Source organism: Aquihabitans sp. McL0605, assembly GCF_049993875.1.
GTDB lineage: Bacteria > Actinomycetota > Acidimicrobiia > Acidimicrobiales > Iamiaceae > Aquihabitans.
Window position 1 is genome coordinate 3,758,521 of the sequence record NZ_CP188252.1, and the last position, 23,002, is coordinate 3,781,522.

Here is a 23,002-nt window from a genome sequence, read left to right on the forward strand (position 1 = left end):
CGATCCCGTCGGAGGTCAGCCGACGAGCGGACGGCGCCCCGGCCAGCCCGCCACGATCACCGCGGCGATGGGAGCCAGGGCCCAGCCGATCACCTTGGTGTGGTTGATGTCCCACCAGCCCTGGTACACGTCCTTGGCGTGGGAGAAGCCCTGCCACAACGGGATGTCGGAGCTGCGGCCGGCGTCGGCGAACGAGTTCAGCGTGATGGTGCGGTCGATGAAGTACACCGCCGCCAGCACCGCCAGGGTGGTGACCACCACGGCGATGATCCCCGAGGCCAGACCGCCGCGGCGCGAGCCGAGGAGGACGCCCTGGCCCACGACGAGCCCGACGACGATGGCGCCGAAGTGCCACCACTCGGTGTCGACGTTGGTGGCGATCGCCCACCAGGCCACGCCGGCGAGGAACGCGGTGGCGGTACCGGTGAGGATCCCGTCGAAGACCCGGGTCTTGATCACCAGCTCCGAGGCACCGGCGGGGGTCATGGTGGTGGGAGGCGTGGTCCACGGCGCCTGGCTCATGCGGCCCGAGACCGACGGGGCCGGGGGAGGCATGGTCCCGGGGGAGGCGAGGGCCCGTGCCGCGCACGCCGCGCACCAGTCCGGGTGGGTCGGATCGGCAGGGACGGCGGGCAGCGATGCTCCGCAGCGCACGCAGGACGTGGACAGCAACGTGGTCACCTTCCGGGGTGGGTCGGGCCGACCGTACTCGGGCTGGAGTTCCTTGCGGGGGAGCGTCGACGGGCGCCTAGACTTGCGGGCATGCCGCATCCCGCCTTGGTCATCACCATCGCGTAGCGCACGCCGGAACGTTCGGTGTGCGCCTTCGAGCCGTCCACTTCGGTGGGCGGCTTTGTCGTTGTCAGCACCCCTGGATCTTCGGCGCCCAGGGGTCACGAGTTGAGTCGAATCGCAGAGGAACGGAGCACGTGGTGGCACATCGGATCGCAGTGATCGGCGGAGACGGGATCGGCCCGGAGGTGATCGCGGAGGCGCTCAAGGTCGTGCGCGCGGCGGGGGTCGAGCTCGACACCACCGACTTCGACCTCAGCGGGGCGCGCTACCTGCGCGACGGCACGGTGCTGCCCGACGAGGTGCTCGAGGAGCTGCGCGGCTTCGACGCCATCCTCCTGGGGGCCGTCGGCACGCCCGACGTGCCTCCTGGCGTCATCGAGCGGGGCCTCCTGCTCAAGATGCGGTTCGCGCTCGACCAGTACGTCAACCTGCGGCCCTTCAGCCTCCCCGAGCAGGGCATCGACTTCCTCGTGGTGCGCGAGAACACCGAGGGCACCTATGCCGGCGAGGGCGGGTTCCTCCGCAAGGACACCCCCAACGAGATCGCCACCCAGGGGTCGGTCAACACCCGCCTCGGCGTCGAGCGGGTCATCCGCTACGCCTTCGAGCTGGCCCAGAGCCGGCCGCGCAAGCACCTCACCATGGTCCACAAGACCAACGTGCTCACGTTCTCGGGCGACCTGTGGCAGCGGGTGTTCGACATCGTCGCCGCCGAGTACCCCGACGTGACCACCGCCTACAACCACGTCGACGCGGCGTGCATCTACTTCGTGCAGGACCCGCAGCGCTACGACGTCATCGTCACCGACAACCTGTTCGGCGACATCCTCACCGACCTCGGCGGCGCGGTGTCCGGCGGGATCGGGTTCGCCAGCTCCGGCAACCTCGACCCCACCCACACGTCGCCGTCGCTGTTCGAGCCGGTCCACGGATCTGCCCCCGACATCGCCGGGCAGGCCAAGGCCAACCCCATCGCCGCCATCTTGTCGGCGGCGATGATGCTCGACGTGCTCGACGAGGCCGATGCCGCCGAGCGCATCCGCAAGGCCTGCGCCGCCGCCACCGACCTCACCGCCTCCACCCCGGAGATCGGCGACGCCATCGTCGCTGCGCTCTGACACCCCCTCTCCCCACCTGCCTGCGCTGAGCTGCAGGCCCATCCCAACACCACCGAAGTCGAAGCAAGGGAACACCGATGCCGATCACGCCCACCGAGAAGATCTGGATGAACGGCGAGCTCGTCGCCTGGGACGACGCCAAGATCCACGTCCTCACCCACTCCCTGCACTACGGCATGGGCGTGTTCGAGGGCGTGCGGGCCTACGAGACCGCTGAGGGGCCGGCCGTGTTCCGCCTCACCGAGCACATCGAGCGGCTGTTCAACTCGGCCCGCATCATGATGATGGACATCCCGTACACCGTCGACGAGCTGGTCGAGGCCACCAAGCTCGTCGTCCGCGAGAGCGGGCTGCCCAGCTGCTACATCCGCCCGATCGCCTACTACGGCTACGGCGAGATGGGGCTCAACACCCTGCCCTGCACGGTCGACGTCTCCATCGCCTGCTGGCCCTGGGGCGCCTACCTGGGCGACGATGCCCTGACCAAGGGCGTGCGCCTCAAGACCTCGTCGTGGACGCGCCACGACCACAACACCATGCCGCCCGCCTCGAAGACCACCGGCAACTACGTGAACTCGTCGCTGGCCAAGGTCGAGGCCCTCAAGGCCGGCTACGACGAAGCCATCATGCTCAGCCCGCAGGGCTACATCGCCGAGTGCACCGGCGAGAACGTGTTCGTCGCCCGCAAGGGCCGGTTCCTCACCCCGCCGCTCGCCGCCGGCGCGCTCGAGGGCATCACCCAGCACTCGGTGATGACCATCGCCAAGGACCTGGGGATCGACGTCGAGCTGTCGAACATCGTGCGGTCCGACGTCTACATCGCCGACGAGATGTTCCTCTGCGGCACCGCGGCCGAGGTCTCGAGCGTGAGCTCGGTCGATGACCGCCCGATCCCGTGCCCCGGCCCCATGACCCTCGCCATCGCCGAGGAGTACCACAAGGCGATCCGCGGCGAGACCGACCGCTACAAGGACTGGGTCGAACATGTCTCCTGACCAGAAGGCCCAGGCCAAGGCCCACGTCGACGAGCCGGTCGTCGACGACCTGCCGGCGCGCGACCCGGGGCTGCCCGAGTCGGTCGAGATCTACGACACCACCCTCCGAGACGGCGCGCAGCTCGAGGGCATCTCGCTCACCGTCGACGACAAGCTCCGCATCGCCGACGAGCTCGATGAGCTGGGCGTCCACTTCATCGAGGGCGGCTGGCCCGGCGCCAACCCCAAGGACGTCGAGTTCTTCGAGCGGGCCGGCCGCGAGCTGCGCTTCGAGCGGTCCACGCTGGTGGCCTTCGGCTCCACCCGCCGGCCCCGAGGGAAGGTCGACGACGACCCCACCCTGCGCAACCTGCTCGACGCCCGCACCTCCGCGGTGTGCATCGTCGGCAAGAGCTCCGACTTCCACGTCACCGAGACCCTCAAGACCACGCTCGACGAGGGCGAGGCCATGGTCTCGGACTCCGTGCGCTTCCTCCACGCCGCAGGCGTTCGGGTCCTGTTCGACGCCGAGCACTTCTTCGACGGCTGGAAGCACAACCCCGAGTTCGCCCTGCGCGTGCTCGAGGCCGCGGCCGAGGAGGGCGCCGAGACGCTCGTGCTGTGCGACACCAACGGCGGCTCGCTGCCCCACGAGGTCGAGCACGTCGTGCGCGAGATCACCCGCCACTTCCGCGACGACGTGAAGGTGGCCGTCCACCTCCACGACGACACCGGCTGCGGCGTGGCCAACGCCCTGGCCGGCGTGCGCGGCGGCGCCGTCCAGGTGCAGGGCACCATCAACGGCTACGGCGAGCGCACCGGCAACTGCAACCTCACCACCATCATCCCCAACCTCACGCTGAAGATGGGCGTGCGCACCCTGCCCGACGGGCGCCTCACCCGGCTCACGTCGGCCAGCAACCGCATCGCCGAGATCGTCAACTTCACGCCCGACCCGCAGGCGCCCTACGTCGGCTCGTCGGCGTTCGCCCACAAGGCGGGCCTGCACGTGTCGGCCATCGCCCGGCGCAAGGACGCCTACGAGCACGTCGACCCCGAGTCGGTCGGCAACGGCACCCGCTTCGTCGTGTCCGAGATGGCCGGCAAGGCCACCATCGACCTCAAGGCCAAGGAGATCGGCATCGACCTCGACGGGCCGGCGCTCACCAGCGTCATCGACGAGCTCAAGCGCCTCGAGCACGAGGGCTACCACTTCGAGGCGGCCGACGGCTCCCTCGAGCTGCTCATGCGCCGGGCGGCGGGCTGGACCCACCCGTTCTTCTCGCTGGAGTCGTACCGGGTGATCGTGGCCGAGGGCGAAGACCTCCGCCACGACACCGAGGCCATCGTGAAGCTGGTGGTCGACGGCGAGCGCATCGGGCGCATCGGCGAGGGCAACGGCCCGGTCAACGCGCTCGACGCCGCGGTCCGCGCCGCCATCGGCGCCAAGTACCCGCAGCTGTCCAAGGTGCACCTCACCGACTTCAAGGTGCGCGTCCTCGACACCGCCAAGGGCACCGGCGCCGTCACCCGCGTCCTCATCGACTCCACCAACGGCCGCCGCAGCTGGTCCACCATCGGCGTCAGCGAGAACATCATCCAAGCCGCCTGGCAGGCCCTCGAGGACTCCCTCGTCTACGGCCTCCTCCACACGGCCGAGTAGTCCTCTCGTCACTGCACTCGCTGCGCTCGCTCCGTTCCTCGAACTGGAGGAACGGCTGACGCCGCCGTCTTCGCTCGGGCACCGGCGGAGCCGGCGCCCTCGATCGGGGGGCTCCCACAAGCTCTGCCCCCCGAACCCCCCGGGCTCGCTTCGCTCGGAACCCATCGCCTCGCGTCCTCCGTGCCGGCGCGACCGGGGCTGTTCGGTCGGTTCGGGCGTTGTGAGCCGGGCATCCGGCTGCGCATAGAGTCGCGGGCGATATGGCTGCTCCTGAGTTCGTCCCCCTCAAGCCCAACGATCGGCCGCGCAGCTACTCGTCGCCGCCCGGGCGCGACGACGACTGGCACGCCGACCGGCCGGCCGAGGTGGTCAACACCGGGGGCCAGCCCGAGGTCGACGCCGGGCGCATGGGCGCCCCCGGCCCCGACCAGGGCTACCTGCTGGGCCTCGTCCCGCTGCTGCGCGGCGAGCTGAAGCTGGGCAAGGGCGAGCAGCAGGCCGACGTCGAAGCCGGCGGTGTGGCCGTGGCCCTGAAGCGGGCCTCGCTGTTCGGCCGGGCCCCGGTGGTCCACGACCTGCGCGTGGCCTACACCGTCTGGGGCTTCCTCGACGACGCCGCACCGGCCGAGCTGGTCACCGAGCGCACCCGCCGCTTCGAGGGCGTCCACCTCACGGCCCACCACTACCCCGAGCTGCGCGCCGTGGCCGACGCCGTGCCCGAGGCCACCCTGCGCCTCAACCCGGCGGAGGCCGCCTCCGCCCACGCCGCCGACTGGCGTTCCCTCCTGTCGCTGTGACTCGCGGCCCGTCGTGGGCCGAGAAGTGGCACCCTGTCCTTGGCGCTCCTGCGCGCCACCTCTACCCCCGTCGACAGAAGCCCGTGTGAAGATCGACCGCGACGGCGTGCCGTTCATCGCTGCCAGCGCCCTGCCTGCAGCCGCGGCTGCGGCCACGGGCCGTCGGAGGCTGGCGGCCGCCCTGGCCGTGCTGCCGGTGGCCGTGGCCGCCTTCTTCCGAGACCCCGACCGGGCGCCTGACCTGGGCGCACCGGCTGATCCCGACGTGATCCTGGCGCCCGCCGACGGCAAGGTCATGCACGTGGGCACCCCGCAGCCCGGGGTCGCACCCGAGGGCGTGTGGCAGCAGATCAGCATCTTCCTGTCGCTCGCCGACGTGCACATCAACCGCACACCCATGGCCGGCACGATCGTGTCGCTCGGCCACCGCCCCGGCCGGTACCTCGCGGCCTTCAAGGCCGAGAGCGCCCACGAGAACGAGCGGAGCGAGCTCCAGGTCGACGCCGTCGTCGGTGGCCAGCACCGCTCGATCATCTACCGCCAGATCGTCGGCCTGGCCGCCCGTCGGGTGGTCACCCGCGTGGGGGTCGGCCAGGAGCTGGCGGCGGGGCAGCGCATCGGGCTGATGCGGTTCGGCTCCCGCATGGACGTGTTCGTCCCGCCCGGCGTCCAGATCGAGGTGGAGCTGGGCGACAAGACCGTGGCGGGCGAGTCGGTGATCGCCCGCTGGCCCGTCGCCGCGGGGGTCCCGGTGGGCTCGTCGTGAGCGACACCGACGACCTCGACCAGGTCGGCGGTGCCGACGCCCCGGACCGGCCCCGGGCCGCTGACGCCGCGTCGCAGCTGGGCGCCAGCCGCCACACCCACGTCGACAGCGACCACGACTTCCGGCTCGTCTCGCCCGCCGGTGCCGCGGTCGTCCGACCCGACCGCCTCGACGCTCGCAGCCGGGCCCGAGCCATGCTCCCGAGCGCGTTCACCCTGAGCAACATGCTGTGCGGCTTCTCGTCGATCCGGGCCGCCGAGTCCGGACGGTTCGACCTGGCCGCGGTGCTCATCGGCGTGGCCGTGCTGTTCGACATCTGCGACGGCGCCGTCGCCCGGGCCGTGGGGGCCATCACCCCGTTCGGCCTGCAGTTCGACTCGCTGGCCGACCTGATCTCGTTCGGCGTCGCCCCAGCCGTGCTGCTGTGGACGTGGTCGCTCAACGACTTCGGGCTGGGCGGATGGGCGCTGGTCTGCTTCTGGCTGGCGTGCGCGGCCTATCGGCTGGCCCGCTTCAACGTCACGATCGACCCGCTCTCCGACAAGCGCTACTTCGTCGGGCTCCCCAGCCCCGGCGCCGCCGGCCTGGTGATCGCGTCGGTGTTCGCGTTCGACGGCGACTTCACCGGCTGGCACCGGTGGGGGCCCGTCGCCCTGGCGGTCATCCCCGCGGCGCTGATGGCATCGTCGTTCCGGTTCACCTCGTTCCGGTGGCTGGCGTCGCCTCGCCGGGACCGCATATGGGTCACGGTGCTGGTCGTGGCGCTGCTCGTCCTCGGGCTGGTGCTGGCACCCGAGGCGACCGGCCTGGTCGTGTTCTACGGATACGCCGCCCTGTGCCCGCTCGGGTGGATCACGGCGCCCTTGCGGCGCCGTTGGTTCGGGCCCGACGCCGTCGCGCCCACCCGCGGCCACATCCCGTCGGTGTTCTTCCTGGTGGAGGACGCCGATGGCTGACCGGTCTCGCCCCCGTCCGGTGCGGTCCGTCGCCCGACCGGTTGATTTCCGCGCGGTGCGACCGATCGGGAGGGACCGAGCAGCCACGGGGAGGTGGCCATGAGCGTCGACATCCACAGTTCCGCCCGGCCCCTGCTGCGGGGCCGCCTGCACCAGCTGGCGTTCCTCGCCTCGCTCGTCGGCCTGATCTGGCTGGTGGACACGGCGCCCACCGCCCGGGCCCGGGCCGTGGCCTGGATCTACGGCCTGGCGTCGGCGCTCCTGTACCTGACCAGCTCCAGCTACCACGTGTTCGCCAAGTCGCCCCGCGCCCGGCGGATCATGCAGCGCCTCGACCACTCGATGATCTTCATCCTGATCGCCGGCACCTTCACCCCGATCGCGGTGCTCGGCGTCCACGGGACCTGGAAGTGGCCGGCGCTGGTGGCCGTGTGGGCCGGCGCCCTGGGCGGGGTGGCCTTCAAGATCTTCTGGCTCGACCGGTTCCCCAAGCTGGGGGGCGCCATGTACATCATCGTGGGCTGGGCGGGGATCGTGATCCTGCCGGCCATGTGGCACCGGCCCGGCACGTTGGCGCTGATCGCCGCAGGCGGCGTGCTCTACACGCTCGGGGCCATCCTGTTCGCCCTGCACAAGCCGATCCTGTCGGAGCGGTGGTTCGGCTACCACGAGGTGTGGCACGCCTTCGGCATCGCCGCCGGGGTGGTCCTGTTCGTGGCCAACGCCGGGCTGGTGCGAGCCGGCTGAGCAGGCTGGCGGTCTGGTCCCTAGGGTCGGCCCGATGGGTGCAGAGCAGCTTCAGCTGACCGTCGGTCCGTACCAGTTCGATGCCGTGGCCTGGGGCCCGGCCGAGGGGGCGCCGGTGCTGCTCCTCCACGGCTTCCCCGAGTCGTCGTGGGCGTGGCGCTTCATCCAGCCGCCTCTGGCCGATGCCGGCTACCGATCGGTGGCGCCCGATCTCCGGGGCTACTCGCCCGGCGCCCGCCCACCCGAGGCATCGGCGTTCGCTATCGAGGCGCTCGTCGACGACGTGTTCGGCCTGGCCGACGCCCTGGGCTGGGAGCGCTTCCACCTCGTCGGCCACGACTGGGGCGGCGTCGCGGCCTGGCACGCCGCCGGCCGGGAGCCCGAACGGATCCTCACCCTCACCGTGGTGGCCACCCCGCACCCTCGGGCGCTGCAGGCCGCCCGTGACGGTGGGCCGGGCGACGACGGCGACGATCAGGCCGCCAAGTCGGCCTACCTGGAGTTCTTCCGGGCGCCGGGGGCCGAGGATGCGTTCCTGGCCGATGACGGCGCCGTGCTCCTCGCCGGCCTCCAGGGGACCGGCATGGCGGCCGCCGATGCCGCCCACTACGTCGCCCGGGCGGCCACGCCCGAGGCCATGGTGGGGATGCTCAACTGGTACCGGGGAGCCGATCCCACCGATGCGGCCAAGGTCGGGCCGGTCACCTCGCCCACGATGTACGTGTACCCCGATGCCGACACGGTGTTCGGCCCCACGGCCGCGGGCGCCACCGCCGCCGAGGTGGACGGCCCCTACCGCTACGAGGTCCTCGACGGGGTCAGCCACTGGGCCCCCGAGGAGGCGGCCGACGACGTGGTGACGCTGCTGCTCGAGCACCTGGCCGACGCGCCCGCCTGACCGGCCGGGCCCGGAGGACCGGATCGAGCGGAACCGCAGGTCAGCGATAGTGCCAGGGGCGGTCGGAGGGGCGCCGGTAACCTGGCCAGCGTGCCTTCCCCCGTTCGCGTCCGCTTCGCTCCTTCTCCCACCGGTTTCCTCCACGTCGGATCGGGGCACTCGGCGCTGGCCAACTGGCTCGTGGCCCGCCACACGGGCGGCGAGTTCCTCCTGCGCATCGAGGACACCGACGCCGAGCGCGACCGGCCCGAGCTGATCCAGAACGTGCTCGACATGCTCGAGTGGCTCGGGCTGAAGTGGGACAACACCCCGCCGCGCCAGAGCGAGCGCCACGACCTCTACGCAGGGGCGGCGGCCAAGCTCCTGGCCGACGGTGCCGTCTACCCCTGCGAGTGCACCGGCGAGCAGGTGCAGGCCCGCAACAAGGAGGCCGGCGGCAAGCCCGGCTACGACGGCTTCTGCCGCGACCGCGGCCTCGAGCCCGGCCCCGGCCGGGCACTGCGGTTCCGCACGCCGCGCGAGGGCCGGACCGGCTGGACCGACCTGGTCCGCGGCGAGATCTCCTTCGCCAACGCCGACATCGAGGACTTCGTGGTGCAGCGCAGCAACGGCGCGCCCATGTTCCTGCTGGCCAACGCGTTCGACGACGCCGACATGGGCATCACCCACGTGATCCGCGGCGAGGACCACGTCAACAGCACGCCCAAGTACCTGCTGCTGCTCGGGGCGCTCGGCCTGACCGCTCCCGAGGCGTTCGCCCACATGCCCCTGCTGGTCAACGAGGGGCGCAAGAAGCTGTCGAAGCGCCGCGACGACGTCTCCATGGCCGACTACCGCGATCGCGGCTACCTGCCCGAAGCCATGGTCAACTACCTCGCCCTGCTCGGCTGGGGCCCCGACGACGGCGTCGAGGTGCGGCCCATCGCGGAGATCGTCGAGCGCTACCGCCTCGAAGACGTCAACGCCTCGCCGGCGTTCTTCGACCAGAAGAAGCTCACCTTCGTCAACGCCGAGAAGATCCGAGCCCTGCCGGTCGACGAGTTCATCGACCGGGCCACGCCGTTCCTGGCGCTCGGCGAGCCGGCCGTCGAGGCCCTGCGGTCGATGGCGGTCGAGGTGCAGGAGCGCGTCCGCACGCTGGCCGAGGTCGAGCCCATGATCGAGTTCCTGGTCGTCGACGAGCCGGTGATGGACGAGGCGTCGTGGACCAAGGCCGTCACCAAGGGCAAGGCCGTCCCCGAGATGCTGGCGGCCACCGTCGCCCGGCTCGACGCCCTGCCCGCCGATGGCTGGGTGCCCGACCAGATCGAGGCTGCGGTCCGCTCGGCCGCGGTGGATGCGGGGATCGTCAACGCCGAGGGCGAGCCGCAGCTCTCGAAGGCCCAGGGACCGGTGCGGGTGGCCATCAGCGGCCGCACCGTCGGTCCGCCGCTGTGGGAGTCGCTCGCCGTCCTCGGTCGTGCCCGCACGATCGACCGGCTCCGAGCCATGCAGGGCAAGCTCGATTGACCATGAGCATCTCCGACCGCGACACCGCCGAGATGGAGGCGGTCGCGGGTCCTGAGATCGGGGACGGACCGGGTGCCCCCTCGTCCCGGCGACGGCGCTCGTGGGGCCGCCGCACGCTGTGGGTCGCGCTCGGGCTGCTGGCGCTGCTGGTGCTCTACGTCGGCGGCACGTTCGTGCAGGTCTGGAGCGCCAGCCGCACCGATGGGGCCCGCAAGGCCGAGGCCATCATCGTGCTGGGCGCGGCCCAGTACAACGGCAAGCCGTCGCCGGTGCTGCGCAACCGCCTCGACCACGCCCTGGCCCTCTACGACGCCGGCAAGGCGCCCCTGATCGTCGTCACGGGCGGCCGCCAGCAGGGGGACCGCTACACCGAGGCCACCGCTGGGTACAACTACCTGCGGGCCCACGGCGTACCCGACCGGGCCATCCGCAAGGAGGTCCAGGGGCGCACCACCTACGAGTCGGTCGCGGCGGCCGCGCGGTTCCTGCGGGAGGAGGGCGTCGACGACGTGCTGCTCGTGTCGGGCCCGGCCACCTCGAAGCGCCTCGACGGCATCGCCGCCGACGTGGGCATCACCGCGTCCACCTCGCCGTCGCAGGGCACGCCCTCGCTGCGATCGCTCATCCGGGAGACCGCAGCCGTCTCGCTGGGGCGGCTGGTGGGCTACCGCCGGCTGGAGCGCCTCGACTCCTGAGCTCGTCGCGCCGGGTGCCTCGGTAGCATCTCGCCGTGAGCAACTCTCCTGAGAACGCCGTCCGCCGCTACCTGGCCTGGGTCGACGACCCCAGCACGGCCATCGACCAGGACGCGGTCGATGCTGCCGATGCCGCGTTCGCGGCCGCCACCGACCCCATCGAGCGGCTCCACGCGGCCGCCGCCCGCGAGCGGGCCCAGGCCACCGACGCGGCAGGGATCGAGCACGAGTTCGTCGTGCACGCCAAGGCCTACGCCGACGCCGAGGGCATCCCCGCCGCCGCCTTCTCGGCCCTGGGCGTCTCCTCGGACACGCTGGCCCAGGCCGGCTTCGCCGTCACCCCCACCCGGGGCCGCCGCAGCGCCTCCGCCCGGCCCGACAGCGGGCCGGCTGCTCCCCGGGCGCCCCAGGTGCCGATGACCCAGATCAAGGCCGTCGCCCTCCAGATGCCCAAGCGCTTCACGTTGGCGCAGGTGGCCGACCGCGCCGGCGGCGGCTCGCCCGTCACGGTGCGCAAGGCCGTCGACGAGCTGATCGCCGAGGGCCGCGTCGTCAGCACCGGGCCCGACGCCAACCACAGCGGTCCGGGCCGGGCGCCCACCCTCTACGAGCTGGTCTGACCCTCCGCCGTCACGCCGGCGCGGCCGGGCTGGCCGGCGGCGAGCCCGGGTCCGCCTCGGCGCTCGGGTTCAGGTCGAAGAACCGGGCGACCGCCGGGTAGCGCCGGGGGATGGCCCGGATGACCGGCACGGCGAACACCAGGCGCGACAGGCTGCCGAGCCGCTCGAACACCACGGCGTCGATCACGAAGCTCACCGCGATCAGCCGGCCCATCAGGAACAGGTAACCGAGCGCAGCCATCGACATGCCCAGCTGGCCGGCGAACTCGTTGGCCCGGGTGATCTTGTCGGGCAGGTAGAACTGCATGAACCACTGCAGGGCGGTGAGCGTGACCCCCATGAACGCGGCGCCGGGCAGCAGCGCCCCCGGATCGGTGGTCTTGCGGGGGAGGGCCCAGGTCACCAGGAACCAGGCGCCTGCGAACAGCACCCCCGTGACGGCCCACGACGTGGTGTCGGCGGCGAAGCCGTGCTTGTCGCGGAGGCGGTTGAGCACCAACGTGGCGCCGAACATGAGCGTCACCGTGCCGGTGATGGCCCCGGTGGCGATCATGGTGGCCTTCGTCTCCTTGGCGTCCATGCGCCAGGCGCGACCGGCGCTGGCGGCCAGGACCTTGGTGAGGCTGCGGCCGGCCCACAGCGTCAGCCAGAGGGCCACGATGAACAGGGCCAGGCCCGCACCCCGAGACCCCGAGGCCGCCGAGCTGATGTCGTGGGCCAGGGTGCCGGAGATGCCGTTGCTCGTCAGGGCGCGGTCGACGCTGTCCTTGCCGAGCAGGGCGATGGCCAGCCCGACGATCATGGCGACCACCGGGATGATGAACAGGTAGAGCCGCAGGGCGATCGCGGCACCCAGGACCGAGGCGATGGCCTCCTTGTCACGGTCGTAGTAGGTGACCGCCAGCTCCACCAGGGGCTGCTTGCGCCGCCGCTGCTCCAGCTCGGTCGCGGCGCGCTCGCCCAGCTCGGTGGCCTGCTGGCGGAGCCGGGCCGTGCGCGTGGGCCGGGCCTCCTCAGGAGGGGGCGGCGCCTCGCTGTGGTCGGTGGGGTGGTCTGGGTCCATGGCCCGCTCGGATCGTCGGCATGCTCACGGTAGGGCCGCTCGCCCGACTCGGGTCAGGAGTCGCGCATGCGCTTGCTCAGCGCGTTGAGGCGAGCCTTCTCCTCGGCGGTGAGCGAGTCGATGCCGCCGGCGCTGATGCGGTCGAGCAGCACGTCGAGCTCGGCCTGCTCCAACGGCGTGGGCCCACCGGTCTGCGACCACGGTCCCGAGACCACCTCGCCGTAGGGGCCGGCGTTGGTGGTGCGCTTCGGCTTGGCGCGCTTGCGGCCGAACCGGCCCGACTTCTGCTTGGCCGAGCTGGGCGAGCCGTACGGCGACAGCGTGCTGCCCGCGAGGCGCTTGGACCGCGGGATCCACTCGAACTCGGAGAGCAGGCCCCGCTGGGCGGCGCCGAAGCAGCCGATGGCCATCACCAGGCCCAGCAGGATGAGCTGGGCCCAGGCCCGCACGCTGACCAGCTGCAGCACCTCGATGCCCACGATGGCCGCGGCGATGACCCAGCCCGGGATGCCGAAGAAGAAGCGGGCGTTCGGGTTGTCGAGGACGAAGAGGGTGAACAGCACCACGGCGAAGACGGCGACGGAGAACGAGTACGCGGCCCACTGGCCGTTGCCGCCCTCGTTCGACGCGTTCAGCAGCGAGACGAACGCCGCCGGGATCACCGTCATGCAGGCCAGGAGGACGGCCATGGGCTTGCGGCCCATCTGCTCCTCGACCATGTTGCCGAAGTACCAGAAGAGGGCGATCTCGATCAGGCCCCAGATGGTGGGGGGGTTGACGAGCGGCCAGGTGAACACCCGCCAGACCTCGCCGTTGCGGACCAGCTCCGAGATGAACGCGCCCTTCATCGTGAGCTCGGCATCGATGGCGTACAGCAGCATGGACGCCAGGCTGACGAGCGCGACGAGCACCGTGGTGGTGATGTCGAGGGTCCCGATCCGGAACCAGCCGTCTCGTTGACGGGGTTCGGGGAGCGAGAACGAGTACCGGCCGGACATGCAGGCGAGGTTAGCGGTGCGCCGAATCGTCCCCCGCTCGTCCCGCTGGCCAGGGCCGATGGGGGGTGGGGCCCGGCCGGCAGCGCGCATGGGGCCGAGACGCGGCGAAGCCCCTGGTGGACGTCCGCGGTCGGGGCGTTCACCAGGGGCTTCGCTCGTGGCACCCCCAACGGGATTCGAACCCGTGCCGCCACCTTGAGAGGGTGGTGTCCTAGGCCGCTAGACGATGGGGGCCAGGTGCTGAGCGGTCATTTCTAGCACCTCGCACCGAGCCGACTCCAAGCGACTTGGATCGCCGCGCCGATGGGGCGCCCGGGCCGGGGGCCGGTAAATCCGTTGTCCGGGTGCGGGGCCGACGCCTACGTTCACGACCATGTTGCTGTGACGAGCCCGCACGCCCGAGCGTGCCCCTGTCGACGTGCGGCCCCCGCCCCGTCGACCCCCACCGGCCTCCACCGACCGGCTCGTCGACCTCGCCGCGCGTCCGCGCCGGCCGCCCGGCGAGCTGCAGGAGCCACCGGTCGCCCGAACCCACCCGGCTCGGCACCACCTCGGACCGAGCCCGATCCCCCGAGAGGATCCCCCATGCCTGCGAACCACCGATCCCCCAAGAAGCGCTCCCGGTCCGGCCCGTCCGGCCCGTCGGGCCGGACCACGCCCAAGGGCACCCGCCCTCCAGGGGCCGACCGCCGAGCGGGCGGAGACGCTCCCTCGGTCGACCACCACCTCGACGTGGCCGCGCCCAAGGACCTGCACGGGCGTTCAGCGCCACCGAACGCGCTGCGCCAGCGCTCCGGTCACCGCGGTGGCCGCCCGACGCGCTGATCGCGGCCCGAACGCGCCGGTGCCCAGGCCGAGGGCCTGGGCACCGTGCGCACTTCGTTGGCTCGGGGGGGAGGACTCGAACCCCCAAAGGCAGCACCAGAAGCTGCTGTGTTACCAATTACACCACCCCCGAACGGGCAGGCAGAAGACTCTAGAACACGGCCCCGTCCATGGAAAAACGGTTGCCGCCACCAGGCCTTCGGGGCTCCGGGGGTGAGCGGCTACCAGCCCCGGTAGGCGGCGCTGCGGCGCTCGATGAACGCGGCCACGCCCTCGTTGGCGTCGACGGTGCTCATGTTGAGCTCCTGGGCCACGGCCTCGTTCTGGAAGGCGGTGGTCCGGTCGCTCTCGAGCGAGGTGTTGACCAGCCACTTGGTGAGCGCCAGCGCTCGGGTGGGGGCGACGGCCAGGCGGGCGGCCCACTCCTCGACCGCGGCATCGAGCTCGCCGCCGGGCACGACCTTGTTGATGAGCCCGAGCTCGGCGGCCTCGGCGGCACTGAGGTCGTCGCCGAAGTACAGGAGCTCCTTGGCCCGGCGCACGCCGACCATGCGGGGGAGCAGGTAGGCGCCACCGCCGTCGGGAACCAGGCCCCGGCGCACGAACACCTCGATGAAGCGCACGCCGTCGGCGGCCACGACCAGGTCGCAGGCCAGGGCGATGTGGGCGCCGATGCCGGCCGCGGTTCCGTTCACCGCGGCGATGACCGGCTTCTCGCAGTCGAGGATGGCGGCGATGAGCGCCTGGGCGCCCTCGCGGATCATCTTGGCCACCTCGCCGACACCGCGGGCGGGGGCGTCGTCGGGGCGGGGCGCAGGCGGGCGGTTGGCGCGCAGGTCGGCGCCGGTGCAGAAGGCGTCGCCGGTGTGGCCGAGCACCACGGCCCGCACGCCGAGGTCGGTGCTGGCTTCGCGGAGCAGGGCGATGACCCGGTCGCGCTGGTCGGGGCTGATGGCGTTCTTCACGTCGGGCCGGTTGAGGGTGATGTACGCGATGCCCCGCTCGTCGACGCGGTGCTGGACCTGGTCGGTGAGGGGGAGTTCGGACGACGGCGTGGACACGGGTGGTGCTCCTCTGGGTGGTGCGACGCTGGCCGCAGCGTACGAGGTGACCTGACGGGTCGTCAGATCTGCGGCGGGTCGACCAGGCGGGCCAGCCGGCGCCGATCGACCTTCTGCATGGCCGTGAGCGGGATCTCGTCGACGAGGAGCAGGGCCTCGGGCAGCTTGTGGTGGGCCAGGCTGGCCTCGGCGTGGTGGCGGAGCTCGGCCAGCGTGGGCGGAGCCGCCGGGTCGGCGGGCACCACCACGGCCACGCCGATCTCGCCGAGCACGTCGTCGGAGCGGGGGATGAGGGCCACGTCGGCCACGTCGGGGTGCGATGCCAGCACGCCCGCCACCTCGGAGGGGAACACGTTGTAGCCGCCGCGGATGAACATCTCGCCCTGCCGGCCGGCGAGGGTCAGCAGGCCGGTGGCGTCGACCGTGCCGAGGTCGCCGGTGCGCAGCCAGCCGTCGACCAGGGCGTCGGCGCTGGCCTCCGGGTTGCGCCAGTAGCCCGACATGGAGGCGTCGGACCGGAGCCACACGGCGCCGACCTCGCCGTGGGGGAGGGGCAGATCGTCGGTGCCGCGCACCTGCACGCCGATGCCCGGCCGCGCTCGCCCCACGGTGTGGAGCGCTTCGTCGTCGGGCGCGTCGGGTGCGGTCCCCGTGCCCACGCCGCCGGACTCCGTGGACGACCAGCGGATCGAGTACGCCGCGCCGAAGCGTCGGCGGGCCTCGTGGACGAGCGCAGGCGGTGAGGCGGCGCCGCCCATGACGATGAGGTTCACCGACGACAGGTCGCGCCGGTCGAAGTCGGGGTCGCGCAGCATCAGGGCCACCTGGGGGGCGACACCGCCGAGGGTGGCCAGGCGCTCCCGCTCGATCAGGTCGAGCACGTCGCCCGCCCGCCACCGGGCGAGGAGGTGGGTGGTGGTGCCCATGCGCAGGTACCACGGGAGCTTGGTGGTGAACCCGACGTGGGCGAACTGGGTCGCGCCGTACTGGGGGATCAGCCGATCCGTGCCCACGGCGCCGCCCACGTCGTAGGTGGTGACGGCGTGGAGCTGGCGATCGGTGAACCAGGCGCCCTTGGGGATCCCGGTGGTGCCCGAGGTGAACACGATGGCGACGGGCCGGTCCCGATCGGGCGCGATCGGATCTGGGCGGCCACCCGTCCGGGCCAGGGCCTGCACGTCGCCCGCTTCGGCCAGCACCAGGTCCGGCTCCACCCGGTCGAGGCACGCCACCTGCTCCACCGCGGTGAGCCGGGGGTTCACGCCCGCGACCGCGGCGCCCACCTTGGCCGCCGCTGCGTACGCCACCACCCACGCCGAGTCGGACGGGAGGGTTAGGGCGACGACCGCCCCGGGACCGATGCCCTTGGCGGCCATGCCGGCCGCCACCTCGTCGCTGCGCTCGTGGAGCTGGGTGTAGGTGAGCCGCGAGCCGTCGGGATCGACGAACGCCGGGCGCTCCCCGAACCGCTGCGCCGCCCAGGCCACGGTGGCAGGCACGTAGGCCGAATCGTGGGGATCAGGCGGCGCGGCTGAGGGCACGGCTGCCGACGTTAGCGACGCCGGCTCGGACCAGACGGGTCGTCAGCCCGACGGGATGGAGGTGTCGGTGGACAGGGTGGTGGTCACGTCACCCGCCGGGTTGCCGGGGTTGCCGCTGTCGGTGCGGCCGCCGCAGCCCGAGAGCACGGCGAGCCCGGCCACGACGGCCAGGGCGGCGAGGACGGTACGGGTTCGGCGGCGCATGCGGGATCCTCCGGTGAGCTCTCCCGTCCATCCTGCCCGATCGGATCGCCGCGCCGCGATCGGCGCCGCGTCCGCCATGATGACCAGCCATGGCCGCGCCCGTCACCCTCTCGGCCGACCAGGCGCGGCGCATCGCCCTCGGTGCGCAGGGCTTCGCCGATCGGCCGCCCGGAGGATCCGTCGACCGCCGGCACGGCCGCCGGGTGCTCGACCGGGTGGGCCTCATCCAGATCGATTCGGTCAACGTGGTCGTCCGCTCGCAGGAGCTCCCGCTGTTCGCCCGTCTGGGTCCGCACCGACGAGACCTCATCCCCTCGATGACCAAGGCCGGCGACCTGTTCGAGTACTGGGCGCACGAGGCATCCCACGTGCCGGTGGCGCTCCAGCCCCTGCTGCGCTGGCGCATGGACGACGCGCGCGAGGGACGCGGCACGTGGGGCGGGGTGGCCGCCATCGCCCGCGACCACCCGGCGCTGGTCGCCTCGGTGCTGGCCCAGGTGGCCGAACGGGGCCCGATGACCACGGCGATGATCGAGGGCGGCGGCGAGCGGTCCGAGGGCATGTGGGGCTGGAGCCCGGGGAAGCTGGCCCTCGAGTACCTGTTCTGGAGCGGACAGGTGACCGCCCGGCGCGGCGCAAACTTCGAGCGCTGGTACGCCCGGCCCGAGCGGTACCTGCCGGCGTGGGTGCTCGACGTGCCCACCCCCGCCCGCCCCGACGCGCTCAAGGAGCTGCTCGTGATCGGGGCCCGGTCCCACGGGATCGGCACCGCCCGCGACCTCGCCGACTACTTCCGGCTCAACATCCCCGAATCGCGCCCGCTGCTGGCCGAGCTGGTCGACGAGGGTCGCCTCCTCCCCGCCGAGGTGAAGGGCTGGAAGGACCCCGCCTACCTGCACCCCGACGCCCGGCGCCCGAACAACCCCAAGGGCCGGGCCCTGCTGTCGCCGTTCGACTCCTTGGTGTGGGAGCGGGCCCGCACCGAGCGCATCTGGGGCTTCCGCTACCGCATCGAGATCTACGTCCCGAAGGAGAAGCGGGTCCACGGCTACTACGTGCTGCCGTTCCTGCTCGACGGGCACCTCGTCGCCCGGGTCGACCTGAAGGCCGACCGCCAGGCCGGCGTGCTCCTCGTCCAGAGCGCCTTCGCCGAGGACCACGTCCTCGACACCACGGCCCGCACGGTGCAGGTGGCCGACGAGCTCACCGCGGAGCTGTCATCGCTCGCCGCGTTCTTGGGCCTCGACGGCGTCGAGGTCATGCCCAGAGGCGATCTCGCCCCGGCGCTCATCGCCGCAGCTGCCGCCGTTTCTGGTCGATAGTCCCCCTCACGCGGGGAAGATCGACCACAAAGCTGAGGTGCTCGGATCTTCTGGTCGATGATCCCCCTCACGCGGGGAAGATCGACCAGAAAAAAGGGGAGGGGTTAGCGGATGCGGGGCTTGGCGCGCTCGCCTTGGAAGACCTTCTGGCCTTCGGCCATCGACTCGGCGGACATGCCGAGGTTGAGGAAGGTGTTGCCCAGGTCGAGCGCCTGGCCGCGGCTGAGCTCGCGGCCGGCCCAGAGGGTGCGCAGGGTGGCCTGCATCGGTCCGGCGGGGGCGGCGGCGATGGTGTCGGCCAGCCAGGCGGCCTGCTCCTCGAGCTGGTCGCTGGCGCAGACCTCAGACAGCAGGCCGATCTCGAGGGCCCGGGCCGCCGACAGCCGCTCGTGGTTGCCGAGCAGGGTCATGCGCAGCACCTCGCCGAAGGGCATGCCCCGGTGCATCATCAGCAGCGGCTCGTAGACGGCCGGCATGCCGTAGGTGACGTGTGGGTCGAAGAACGTGGCGTGGTCGGCGGCGATGAGGATGTCGACCTCGCCGAGCAGGTAGAACGCGCCGCCGCAGGCCATGCCGTTGACGGCGCAGACGACGGGCTTCCAGAAGTCGTTGGCCTTGGGACCGAGGAGCTTGCCGGGGTCGTCGTAGGTGTAGGGCGTGAACTCGTACTCGACGCCGCCCTCGGCAGGCACGAAGTCGCGGTCGATGCCGGTGCAGAACGCCTTGTCGCCGGTAGCCGACAGGACCACCGAGCGCACCGAATCGTCGGTGCGGAGCGTCCGCCACAGGCCCGACAGCTCGTCGCACATCACCTTGTTGAAGGCGTGGTAGCGGTCGGGGCGGTCCAACCAGATCCAGCCGACGGCGCCGCGCTGCTCGTAGCGGAGCGTCTCGAACTCGGGGGTGTCGGTGCTGGCCATGCGCGAGAAGGTACCGGGGCTGGTCAGGCGTCGGCGCCGGTGGCCAGCTCGTCGACGCCGAAGTGGACGGGCGACGGGTCGGTGGACGGCACGTGGTCGGCATCGAGGTCGAGGTGCAGCATGCGGATGGCGTTGCCGCGCATGACCTTGTAGATCTGCTCCTCGGTGAGGCCGTCGACGAGGGTCTCGGCCACGGCCTTGGTGTGGGGCCACGTGGAGTCGGTGTGGGGGTAGTCGGTCTCGAACGTGACGTTGTCCTCGCCGACGACGTCGAGCGACACCAGCCCGTGGCGGTCGCGGAAGAAGCAGCCGAACACGTTGCGGTAGTAGTAGCTCGACGGCGGCTCGGGGATCAGGTCCTTCACGCCGCCCCAGGCCCGGTGCTCGCGCCACACGTCGTCGACCCGCTCGAGCAGGTACGGGATCCAGCCGATCTGGCCCTCGCTGTAGGCGATCTTCAGATCGGGGAACTGGACGAGCTTGCCGCTGAAGAGCCAGTCGCTCATCGAGGCCATCGAGTTGTTGAACGACAGCGAGGCCGCGACGGCGACGGGGGCGTCACCGGAGGTGGCGGGCATCCGCGACGACGAGCCGATGTGCATGTTGATCGTGGTCTCGGTCTCCTGGCACGCCGCGATGAACGGGTCGAAGAAGCCGGAGTGGATCGACGGCAGCCCGAGGTGGGGCGGGATCTCGGAGAAGCACACGGCGTGGACGCCGCGCTCGGCGTTGCGCCGGACCTCGGCGGCGGCCAGCTCGGCGTCCCAGAGCGGGACGATGATCAGCGGGATGAGGGCGCCGTTCGAATCGCCGCACCACTCCTCGACCATCCAGTCGTTGTAGGCCTGCACGCACGCCAGGCCGAGCTCTCGGTCGGGGTGCTCGGTGAAGGTCTGGCCGCAGAACCGCGGGAACGTCGGGAAGCACAGCGAGGCCTCGACGTGGTTGACCTTCTGGTCGGCGACGCGGGCCTTGGGGTCGTAGCAACCGGGGCGCATCTCGTCGTAGGTCATCGGCGTCATGGTCATCTCGTCGCGGGAGTACCCGACGGCGGCGACGTGGCGCTTGTGGATGTAGACGAGATCGCCGAACACCCAGCAGTCGGCCGGGCGGCCGTCGGGGTCGAACTCCTGCTCGTAGACGCCGCCGCCGATGTGGGCCATGGCGCCGATGCCGCGGCGCTCGACGTGCGGGCCGTCGGCCTTGAACCGCATGGGGAGGTAGTTCTCCCACACGTGCGCGGGCTCCACGACGTGGTCGTCGACGCTGATGATCTGCGGCAGTTGGGCCACGGGGTGCCCCTCTCAGGGTTTCTGACGGTCCGTCAGATGCTACCCCGAGACCCGGGGCGCCCGTACATCTCCAGCCCGGCTTGCCGGCGACGGAGGGGCAACTGCCACCATGTCCCGATGCGGCGCACGCCCTCGCGGCTCCCGGTGGTCCTGGCCTGCCTCTCGATCGTGGTCGCGACGGCGGTCACGGGGTGCACCGTGTCGGGTGGATCCATGACCGGCACCGTCCCCGCTCCGGCCGGGAGCGGTGCCACGACGACCACCGTCGCGGTCGCGCCGGTGCACGATGCCGGCGAGGCGCTCGCGGCCACCCGCTCCTCGCTGGCCCTCGTCGACACCCCCTTCGCCACCGGGTCGGCGATCCTGCTGGCCGACGGCTACCTCGTGACCAACGCCCACGTGGTCGATCCGTTCGACACGGTCGACCTGGCCTTCGAGGGCGGGGAGCGCCACCGCGGCGTCCCGGTGGCGGGCATCGACCTGGTGGCCGACCTGGCGCTGCTCGGTCCCATCAAGACCAGCCGCCCGGCCCGCACGCTCGACGATCCCGACGACCTCCGCTCCCGCGACCCGATCTACCTGGTGGGCTTCCCGGGCGACCAGGAGGCGGGCAGCCCGAAGGCCGAGGTGCAGGCGGGCACGATGACGCGCCACCGGTACGCCGGGTCCTGGGGCCTCGACTACCTGCAGGCCCACGTGAAGATCCCCGAGGGCCAGAGCGGCGGCGCCATGGTCGACCAGCAGGGCCGCATCGTCGGCATCTCCGCGCTGGAGGCCGACAAGGACGTGGCGCTCTCGCTCAGCGGGCCCGACGCGGTGAAGGCCCTGGCCCGGATGCGGGCCGGCCAGAAGACGGAGTGGGTGCCGATCCCGGACTCGGGCTCATCGATCCACCACTCGATCCACGTCGACGGCCCCGACGACATCGCCGTCCTCTACGTCTCGGGCGAGGAGGGGGTCGATCACCTCTCGGCGACGGTCAAGGGCCCCCAGCCCCGGATCGCCGTCTCGGACCCCGGCTGGTACATCCAGGCGCGCAACGCCGCGGCCACCGCCGCCGCCCAGCACGGCGGGTTCTGGTCGCTGACCGACGAGGACGTGGCGACGCTCACGCCCGACGGCACGGGGGCGGTGCGGGCCGACGTCGAACGGGGCTACGACAAGCTGCTGCTCGTCGGCAGCGACGCGCCCGGAGGCGCCGACCTCGAGGTGACGACCTCGCCGCCGAGCTTCGAGGTCGACCCGATCCCGCCTGAGCAGCACGTGGCCCCGGGCGACGACGTCGACGGCACGGTCGACTACCTCGACGCCATCGACGCGTACGCCGTCGACCTCGCGGCCGGTGAGCGGGTGCTGCTGACGGCGTCGGCGCCCTCGGGCGACATGGCCTTCGTCGTGGCGGCCCCCGGGCAGCCGTGGGACCAGGCCGACGAGTACGACGACGATGGCGGCGGGCTCCTCGGCGCCGATGCCTACACGCGCTTCACGGCCGGGGCCGCCGGCACGTACCACGTGCTGGTGTTCGCGGCCGATGCGTCGCCCACCGTGTACCGGCTCGCGGTCGAGCCCGCCTGACCACCCGCCGGCAGCCGATCCGCCGGCTCAGGGGGTCGGCGGCGCCTCCGCCCCGTCGACCGGGGGGAGCCCGGCGGCGAAGGTGAGCGGGACCCCGGGGCCGTCGTCGAACGCGTCGGCGGGATGGGCGACGACCGAGCAGGCTCCCTCGAAGGCGGCGCAGTCGTTGGGCGTGTCGAGCACGTCGAGCACCCGCTTGACCGGATAGGTCAGCCGGAACGATCCGTCGGCTGCGACGGTGGCCGTGGCCGTCGTCGTCACATCGCACCCCGCCAGCCCGTTCGAGGACCGGAAGCCACCGGAGAGGCAGGCCGTCACCGAGATCGGGCCCGGCGGGAAGTTCGTGCCCGTCAGCGCGACCGTGCCGCCGCCGGCGCCGAGCGGCGCCGCCTTGGCGGTGGTGAGCGTCGCTCGGGCCAGGGTGGCGCCGGGCAGGGTCAGGTTGGGGTCGACGCTGGGCGAGATGTCTGCTCCGCCTGGGCCGGTGCTGCTGGGCCGGTGCTTCGGCCCGGAGACGCCCGTCGTGGCCTGTGACCCGAGCCAGACGGTGATGCCCACCGCCAGCAGGATGCCGACGAGGGAGAACCCCGCGCACCCCGCACCGACGGCACCTCCCACAGCCCGGTTCCCCATGCGGGGAGGCTAGGGCGGCGCCGCCGACCG

At 72.1% G+C, this 23,002-nt stretch carries 23 protein-coding genes and 2 tRNA genes; 14 read left to right on the forward strand and 11 right to left on the reverse strand.

The features are described 5' to 3' along the window. Positions 1 to 15: 15 nt before the first annotated feature. Positions 16 to 672: a hypothetical protein gene (locus tag ACPPVX_RS17335; protein WP_426571829.1), complete on the reverse strand. Its 657-nt coding sequence runs from the start codon at positions 670 to 672 to the stop codon at positions 16 to 18. Between the two features lie 260 nt (positions 673 to 932). Between ACPPVX_RS17335 and ACPPVX_RS17340 the strand changes: the two genes are divergently transcribed. The 11 genes from ACPPVX_RS17340 to ACPPVX_RS17390 all read left to right on the forward strand — a co-directional run bounded on the left by ACPPVX_RS17340 (position 933) and on the right by ACPPVX_RS17390 (position 11,538). Then, positions 933 to 1,913, forward strand: coding sequence for a 3-isopropylmalate dehydrogenase (locus ACPPVX_RS17340; RefSeq protein WP_426571830.1), 981 nt, complete (start codon positions 933 to 935; stop codon positions 1,911 to 1,913). Between the two features lie 77 nt (positions 1,914 to 1,990). Next, positions 1,991 to 2,908, forward strand: a complete 918-nt coding sequence (locus tag ACPPVX_RS17345) for a branched-chain amino acid transaminase (RefSeq protein ID WP_426571831.1) — start codon at positions 1,991 to 1,993, stop codon at positions 2,906 to 2,908. Next, complete coding sequence (gene cimA / locus ACPPVX_RS17350; RefSeq protein ID WP_426571832.1) at positions 2,898 to 4,550, forward strand: citramalate synthase; 1,653 nt, start codon at positions 2,898 to 2,900, stop codon at positions 4,548 to 4,550. Before ACPPVX_RS17345 ends, cimA begins: the two co-directional genes overlap by 11 nt. 260 nt (positions 4,551 to 4,810) lie before the next feature. Next, positions 4,811 to 5,347 carry a hypothetical protein gene (locus tag ACPPVX_RS17355; RefSeq protein WP_426571833.1) on the forward strand — a complete coding sequence of 179 codons (537 nt, stop codon included), beginning with the start codon at positions 4,811 to 4,813 and terminating at the stop codon, positions 5,345 to 5,347. A gap of 85 nt (positions 5,348 to 5,432) precedes the next feature. Further along, positions 5,433 to 6,113 (forward strand): phosphatidylserine decarboxylase, encoded by a 681-nt coding sequence (locus ACPPVX_RS17360; protein WP_426571834.1) that lies wholly within the window; start codon positions 5,433 to 5,435, stop codon positions 6,111 to 6,113. Further along, entirely contained in the window at positions 6,110 to 7,069 is a 960-nt protein-coding gene (locus tag ACPPVX_RS17365) for a CDP-alcohol phosphatidyltransferase family protein (RefSeq protein WP_426571835.1), read from the forward strand. Before ACPPVX_RS17360 ends, ACPPVX_RS17365 begins: the two co-directional genes overlap by 4 nt. A 99-nt stretch (positions 7,070 to 7,168) precedes the next feature. Beyond that, on the forward strand, positions 7,169 to 7,816 hold the full coding sequence (gene trhA, locus ACPPVX_RS17370) for a PAQR family membrane homeostasis protein TrhA (RefSeq protein WP_426571836.1): 648 nt from the start codon (positions 7,169 to 7,171) through the stop codon (positions 7,814 to 7,816). Between the two features lie 34 nt (positions 7,817 to 7,850). Continuing rightward, complete coding sequence (locus ACPPVX_RS17375) at positions 7,851 to 8,714, forward strand: alpha/beta fold hydrolase (protein WP_426571837.1); 864 nt, start codon at positions 7,851 to 7,853, stop codon at positions 8,712 to 8,714. A 90-nt stretch (positions 8,715 to 8,804) separates the two neighbouring features. After that, complete coding sequence (gltX, locus tag ACPPVX_RS17380) at positions 8,805 to 10,223, forward strand: glutamate--tRNA ligase (protein WP_426571838.1); 1,419 nt, start codon at positions 8,805 to 8,807, stop codon at positions 10,221 to 10,223. Positions 10,224 to 10,225: 2 nt separating this feature from the next. Further along, entirely contained in the window at positions 10,226 to 10,918 is a 693-nt protein-coding gene (locus ACPPVX_RS17385; protein ID WP_426571839.1) for a YdcF family protein, read from the forward strand. A gap of 35 nt (positions 10,919 to 10,953) precedes the next feature. After that, entirely contained in the window at positions 10,954 to 11,538 is a 585-nt protein-coding gene (locus ACPPVX_RS17390) for a hypothetical protein (protein ID WP_426571840.1), read from the forward strand. 10 nt (positions 11,539 to 11,548) lie between these two features. On the opposite strand, the gene ACPPVX_RS17395 is transcribed toward ACPPVX_RS17390, so the two are convergent. From ACPPVX_RS17395 to ACPPVX_RS17405, 3 genes are all read right to left on the reverse strand, one after another. Continuing rightward, positions 11,549 to 12,601 (reverse strand): YhjD/YihY/BrkB family envelope integrity protein, encoded by a 1,053-nt coding sequence (locus ACPPVX_RS17395; RefSeq protein ID WP_426571841.1) that lies wholly within the window; start codon positions 12,599 to 12,601, stop codon positions 11,549 to 11,551. Between the two features lie 53 nt (positions 12,602 to 12,654). Then, positions 12,655 to 13,599 carry a rhomboid family intramembrane serine protease gene (locus tag ACPPVX_RS17400; RefSeq protein ID WP_426571842.1) on the reverse strand — a complete coding sequence of 315 codons (945 nt, stop codon included), beginning with the start codon at positions 13,597 to 13,599 and terminating at the stop codon, positions 12,655 to 12,657. A gap of 158 nt (positions 13,600 to 13,757) precedes the next feature. Next, positions 13,758 to 13,833, reverse strand: a tRNA-Glu gene (locus tag ACPPVX_RS17405). 351 nt (positions 13,834 to 14,184) lie between these two features. On the opposite strand from ACPPVX_RS17405, the gene ACPPVX_RS17410 reads away from it, so the two are divergent. Beyond that, positions 14,185 to 14,424 (forward strand): hypothetical protein, encoded by a 240-nt coding sequence (locus ACPPVX_RS17410; RefSeq protein ID WP_426571843.1) that lies wholly within the window; start codon positions 14,185 to 14,187, stop codon positions 14,422 to 14,424. A gap of 58 nt (positions 14,425 to 14,482) precedes the next feature. Here the strand turns inward: ACPPVX_RS17410 and ACPPVX_RS17415 are convergent. The 4 genes from ACPPVX_RS17415 to ACPPVX_RS17430 all read right to left on the reverse strand — a co-directional run bounded on the left by ACPPVX_RS17415 (position 14,483) and on the right by ACPPVX_RS17430 (position 17,230). After that, a tRNA-Gln gene (locus tag ACPPVX_RS17415) sits at positions 14,483 to 14,557 on the reverse strand. Positions 14,558 to 14,645: 88 nt separating this feature from the next. Continuing rightward, entirely contained in the window at positions 14,646 to 15,485 is an 840-nt protein-coding gene (locus tag ACPPVX_RS17420; RefSeq protein ID WP_426571844.1) for an enoyl-CoA hydratase/isomerase family protein, read from the reverse strand. Positions 15,486 to 15,547: 62 nt separating this feature from the next. Beyond that, positions 15,548 to 16,984 (reverse strand): class I adenylate-forming enzyme family protein, encoded by a 1,437-nt coding sequence (locus ACPPVX_RS17425; RefSeq protein ID WP_426571845.1) that lies wholly within the window; start codon positions 16,982 to 16,984, stop codon positions 15,548 to 15,550. Positions 16,985 to 17,068: 84 nt separating this feature from the next. Continuing rightward, on the reverse strand, positions 17,069 to 17,230 hold the full coding sequence (locus ACPPVX_RS17430; protein ID WP_426571846.1) for a hypothetical protein: 162 nt from the start codon (positions 17,228 to 17,230) through the stop codon (positions 17,069 to 17,071). 89 nt (positions 17,231 to 17,319) lie between these two features. On the opposite strand from ACPPVX_RS17430, the gene ACPPVX_RS17435 reads away from it, so the two are divergent. Further along, on the forward strand, positions 17,320 to 18,552 hold the full coding sequence (locus tag ACPPVX_RS17435; RefSeq protein ID WP_426571847.1) for a winged helix-turn-helix domain-containing protein: 1,233 nt from the start codon (positions 17,320 to 17,322) through the stop codon (positions 18,550 to 18,552). Positions 18,553 to 18,656: 104 nt separating this feature from the next. On the opposite strand, the gene ACPPVX_RS17440 is transcribed toward ACPPVX_RS17435, so the two are convergent. Together ACPPVX_RS17440 and ACPPVX_RS17445 are read right to left on the reverse strand one after the other, a co-directional pair. After that, the gene (locus ACPPVX_RS17440) at positions 18,657 to 19,472 is read right to left on the reverse strand and encodes an enoyl-CoA hydratase/isomerase family protein (protein WP_426571848.1); all 816 of its coding nucleotides are present in this window, start codon (positions 19,470 to 19,472) and stop codon (positions 18,657 to 18,659) included. A 23-nt stretch (positions 19,473 to 19,495) separates the two neighbouring features. Beyond that, the gene (locus tag ACPPVX_RS17445) at positions 19,496 to 20,764 is read right to left on the reverse strand and encodes an amidohydrolase family protein (protein ID WP_426571849.1); all 1,269 of its coding nucleotides are present in this window, start codon (positions 20,762 to 20,764) and stop codon (positions 19,496 to 19,498) included. 117 nt (positions 20,765 to 20,881) lie between these two features. Between ACPPVX_RS17445 and ACPPVX_RS17450 the strand changes: the two genes are divergently transcribed. Next, entirely contained in the window at positions 20,882 to 22,339 is a 1,458-nt protein-coding gene (locus ACPPVX_RS17450) for a S1 family peptidase (RefSeq protein WP_426571850.1), read from the forward strand. A 27-nt stretch (positions 22,340 to 22,366) separates the two neighbouring features. On the opposite strand, the gene ACPPVX_RS17455 is transcribed toward ACPPVX_RS17450, so the two are convergent. Continuing rightward, the gene (locus tag ACPPVX_RS17455) at positions 22,367 to 22,972 is read right to left on the reverse strand and encodes a hypothetical protein (protein ID WP_426571851.1); all 606 of its coding nucleotides are present in this window, start codon (positions 22,970 to 22,972) and stop codon (positions 22,367 to 22,369) included. Between the last annotated feature and the right edge of the window lie 30 nt (positions 22,973 to 23,002).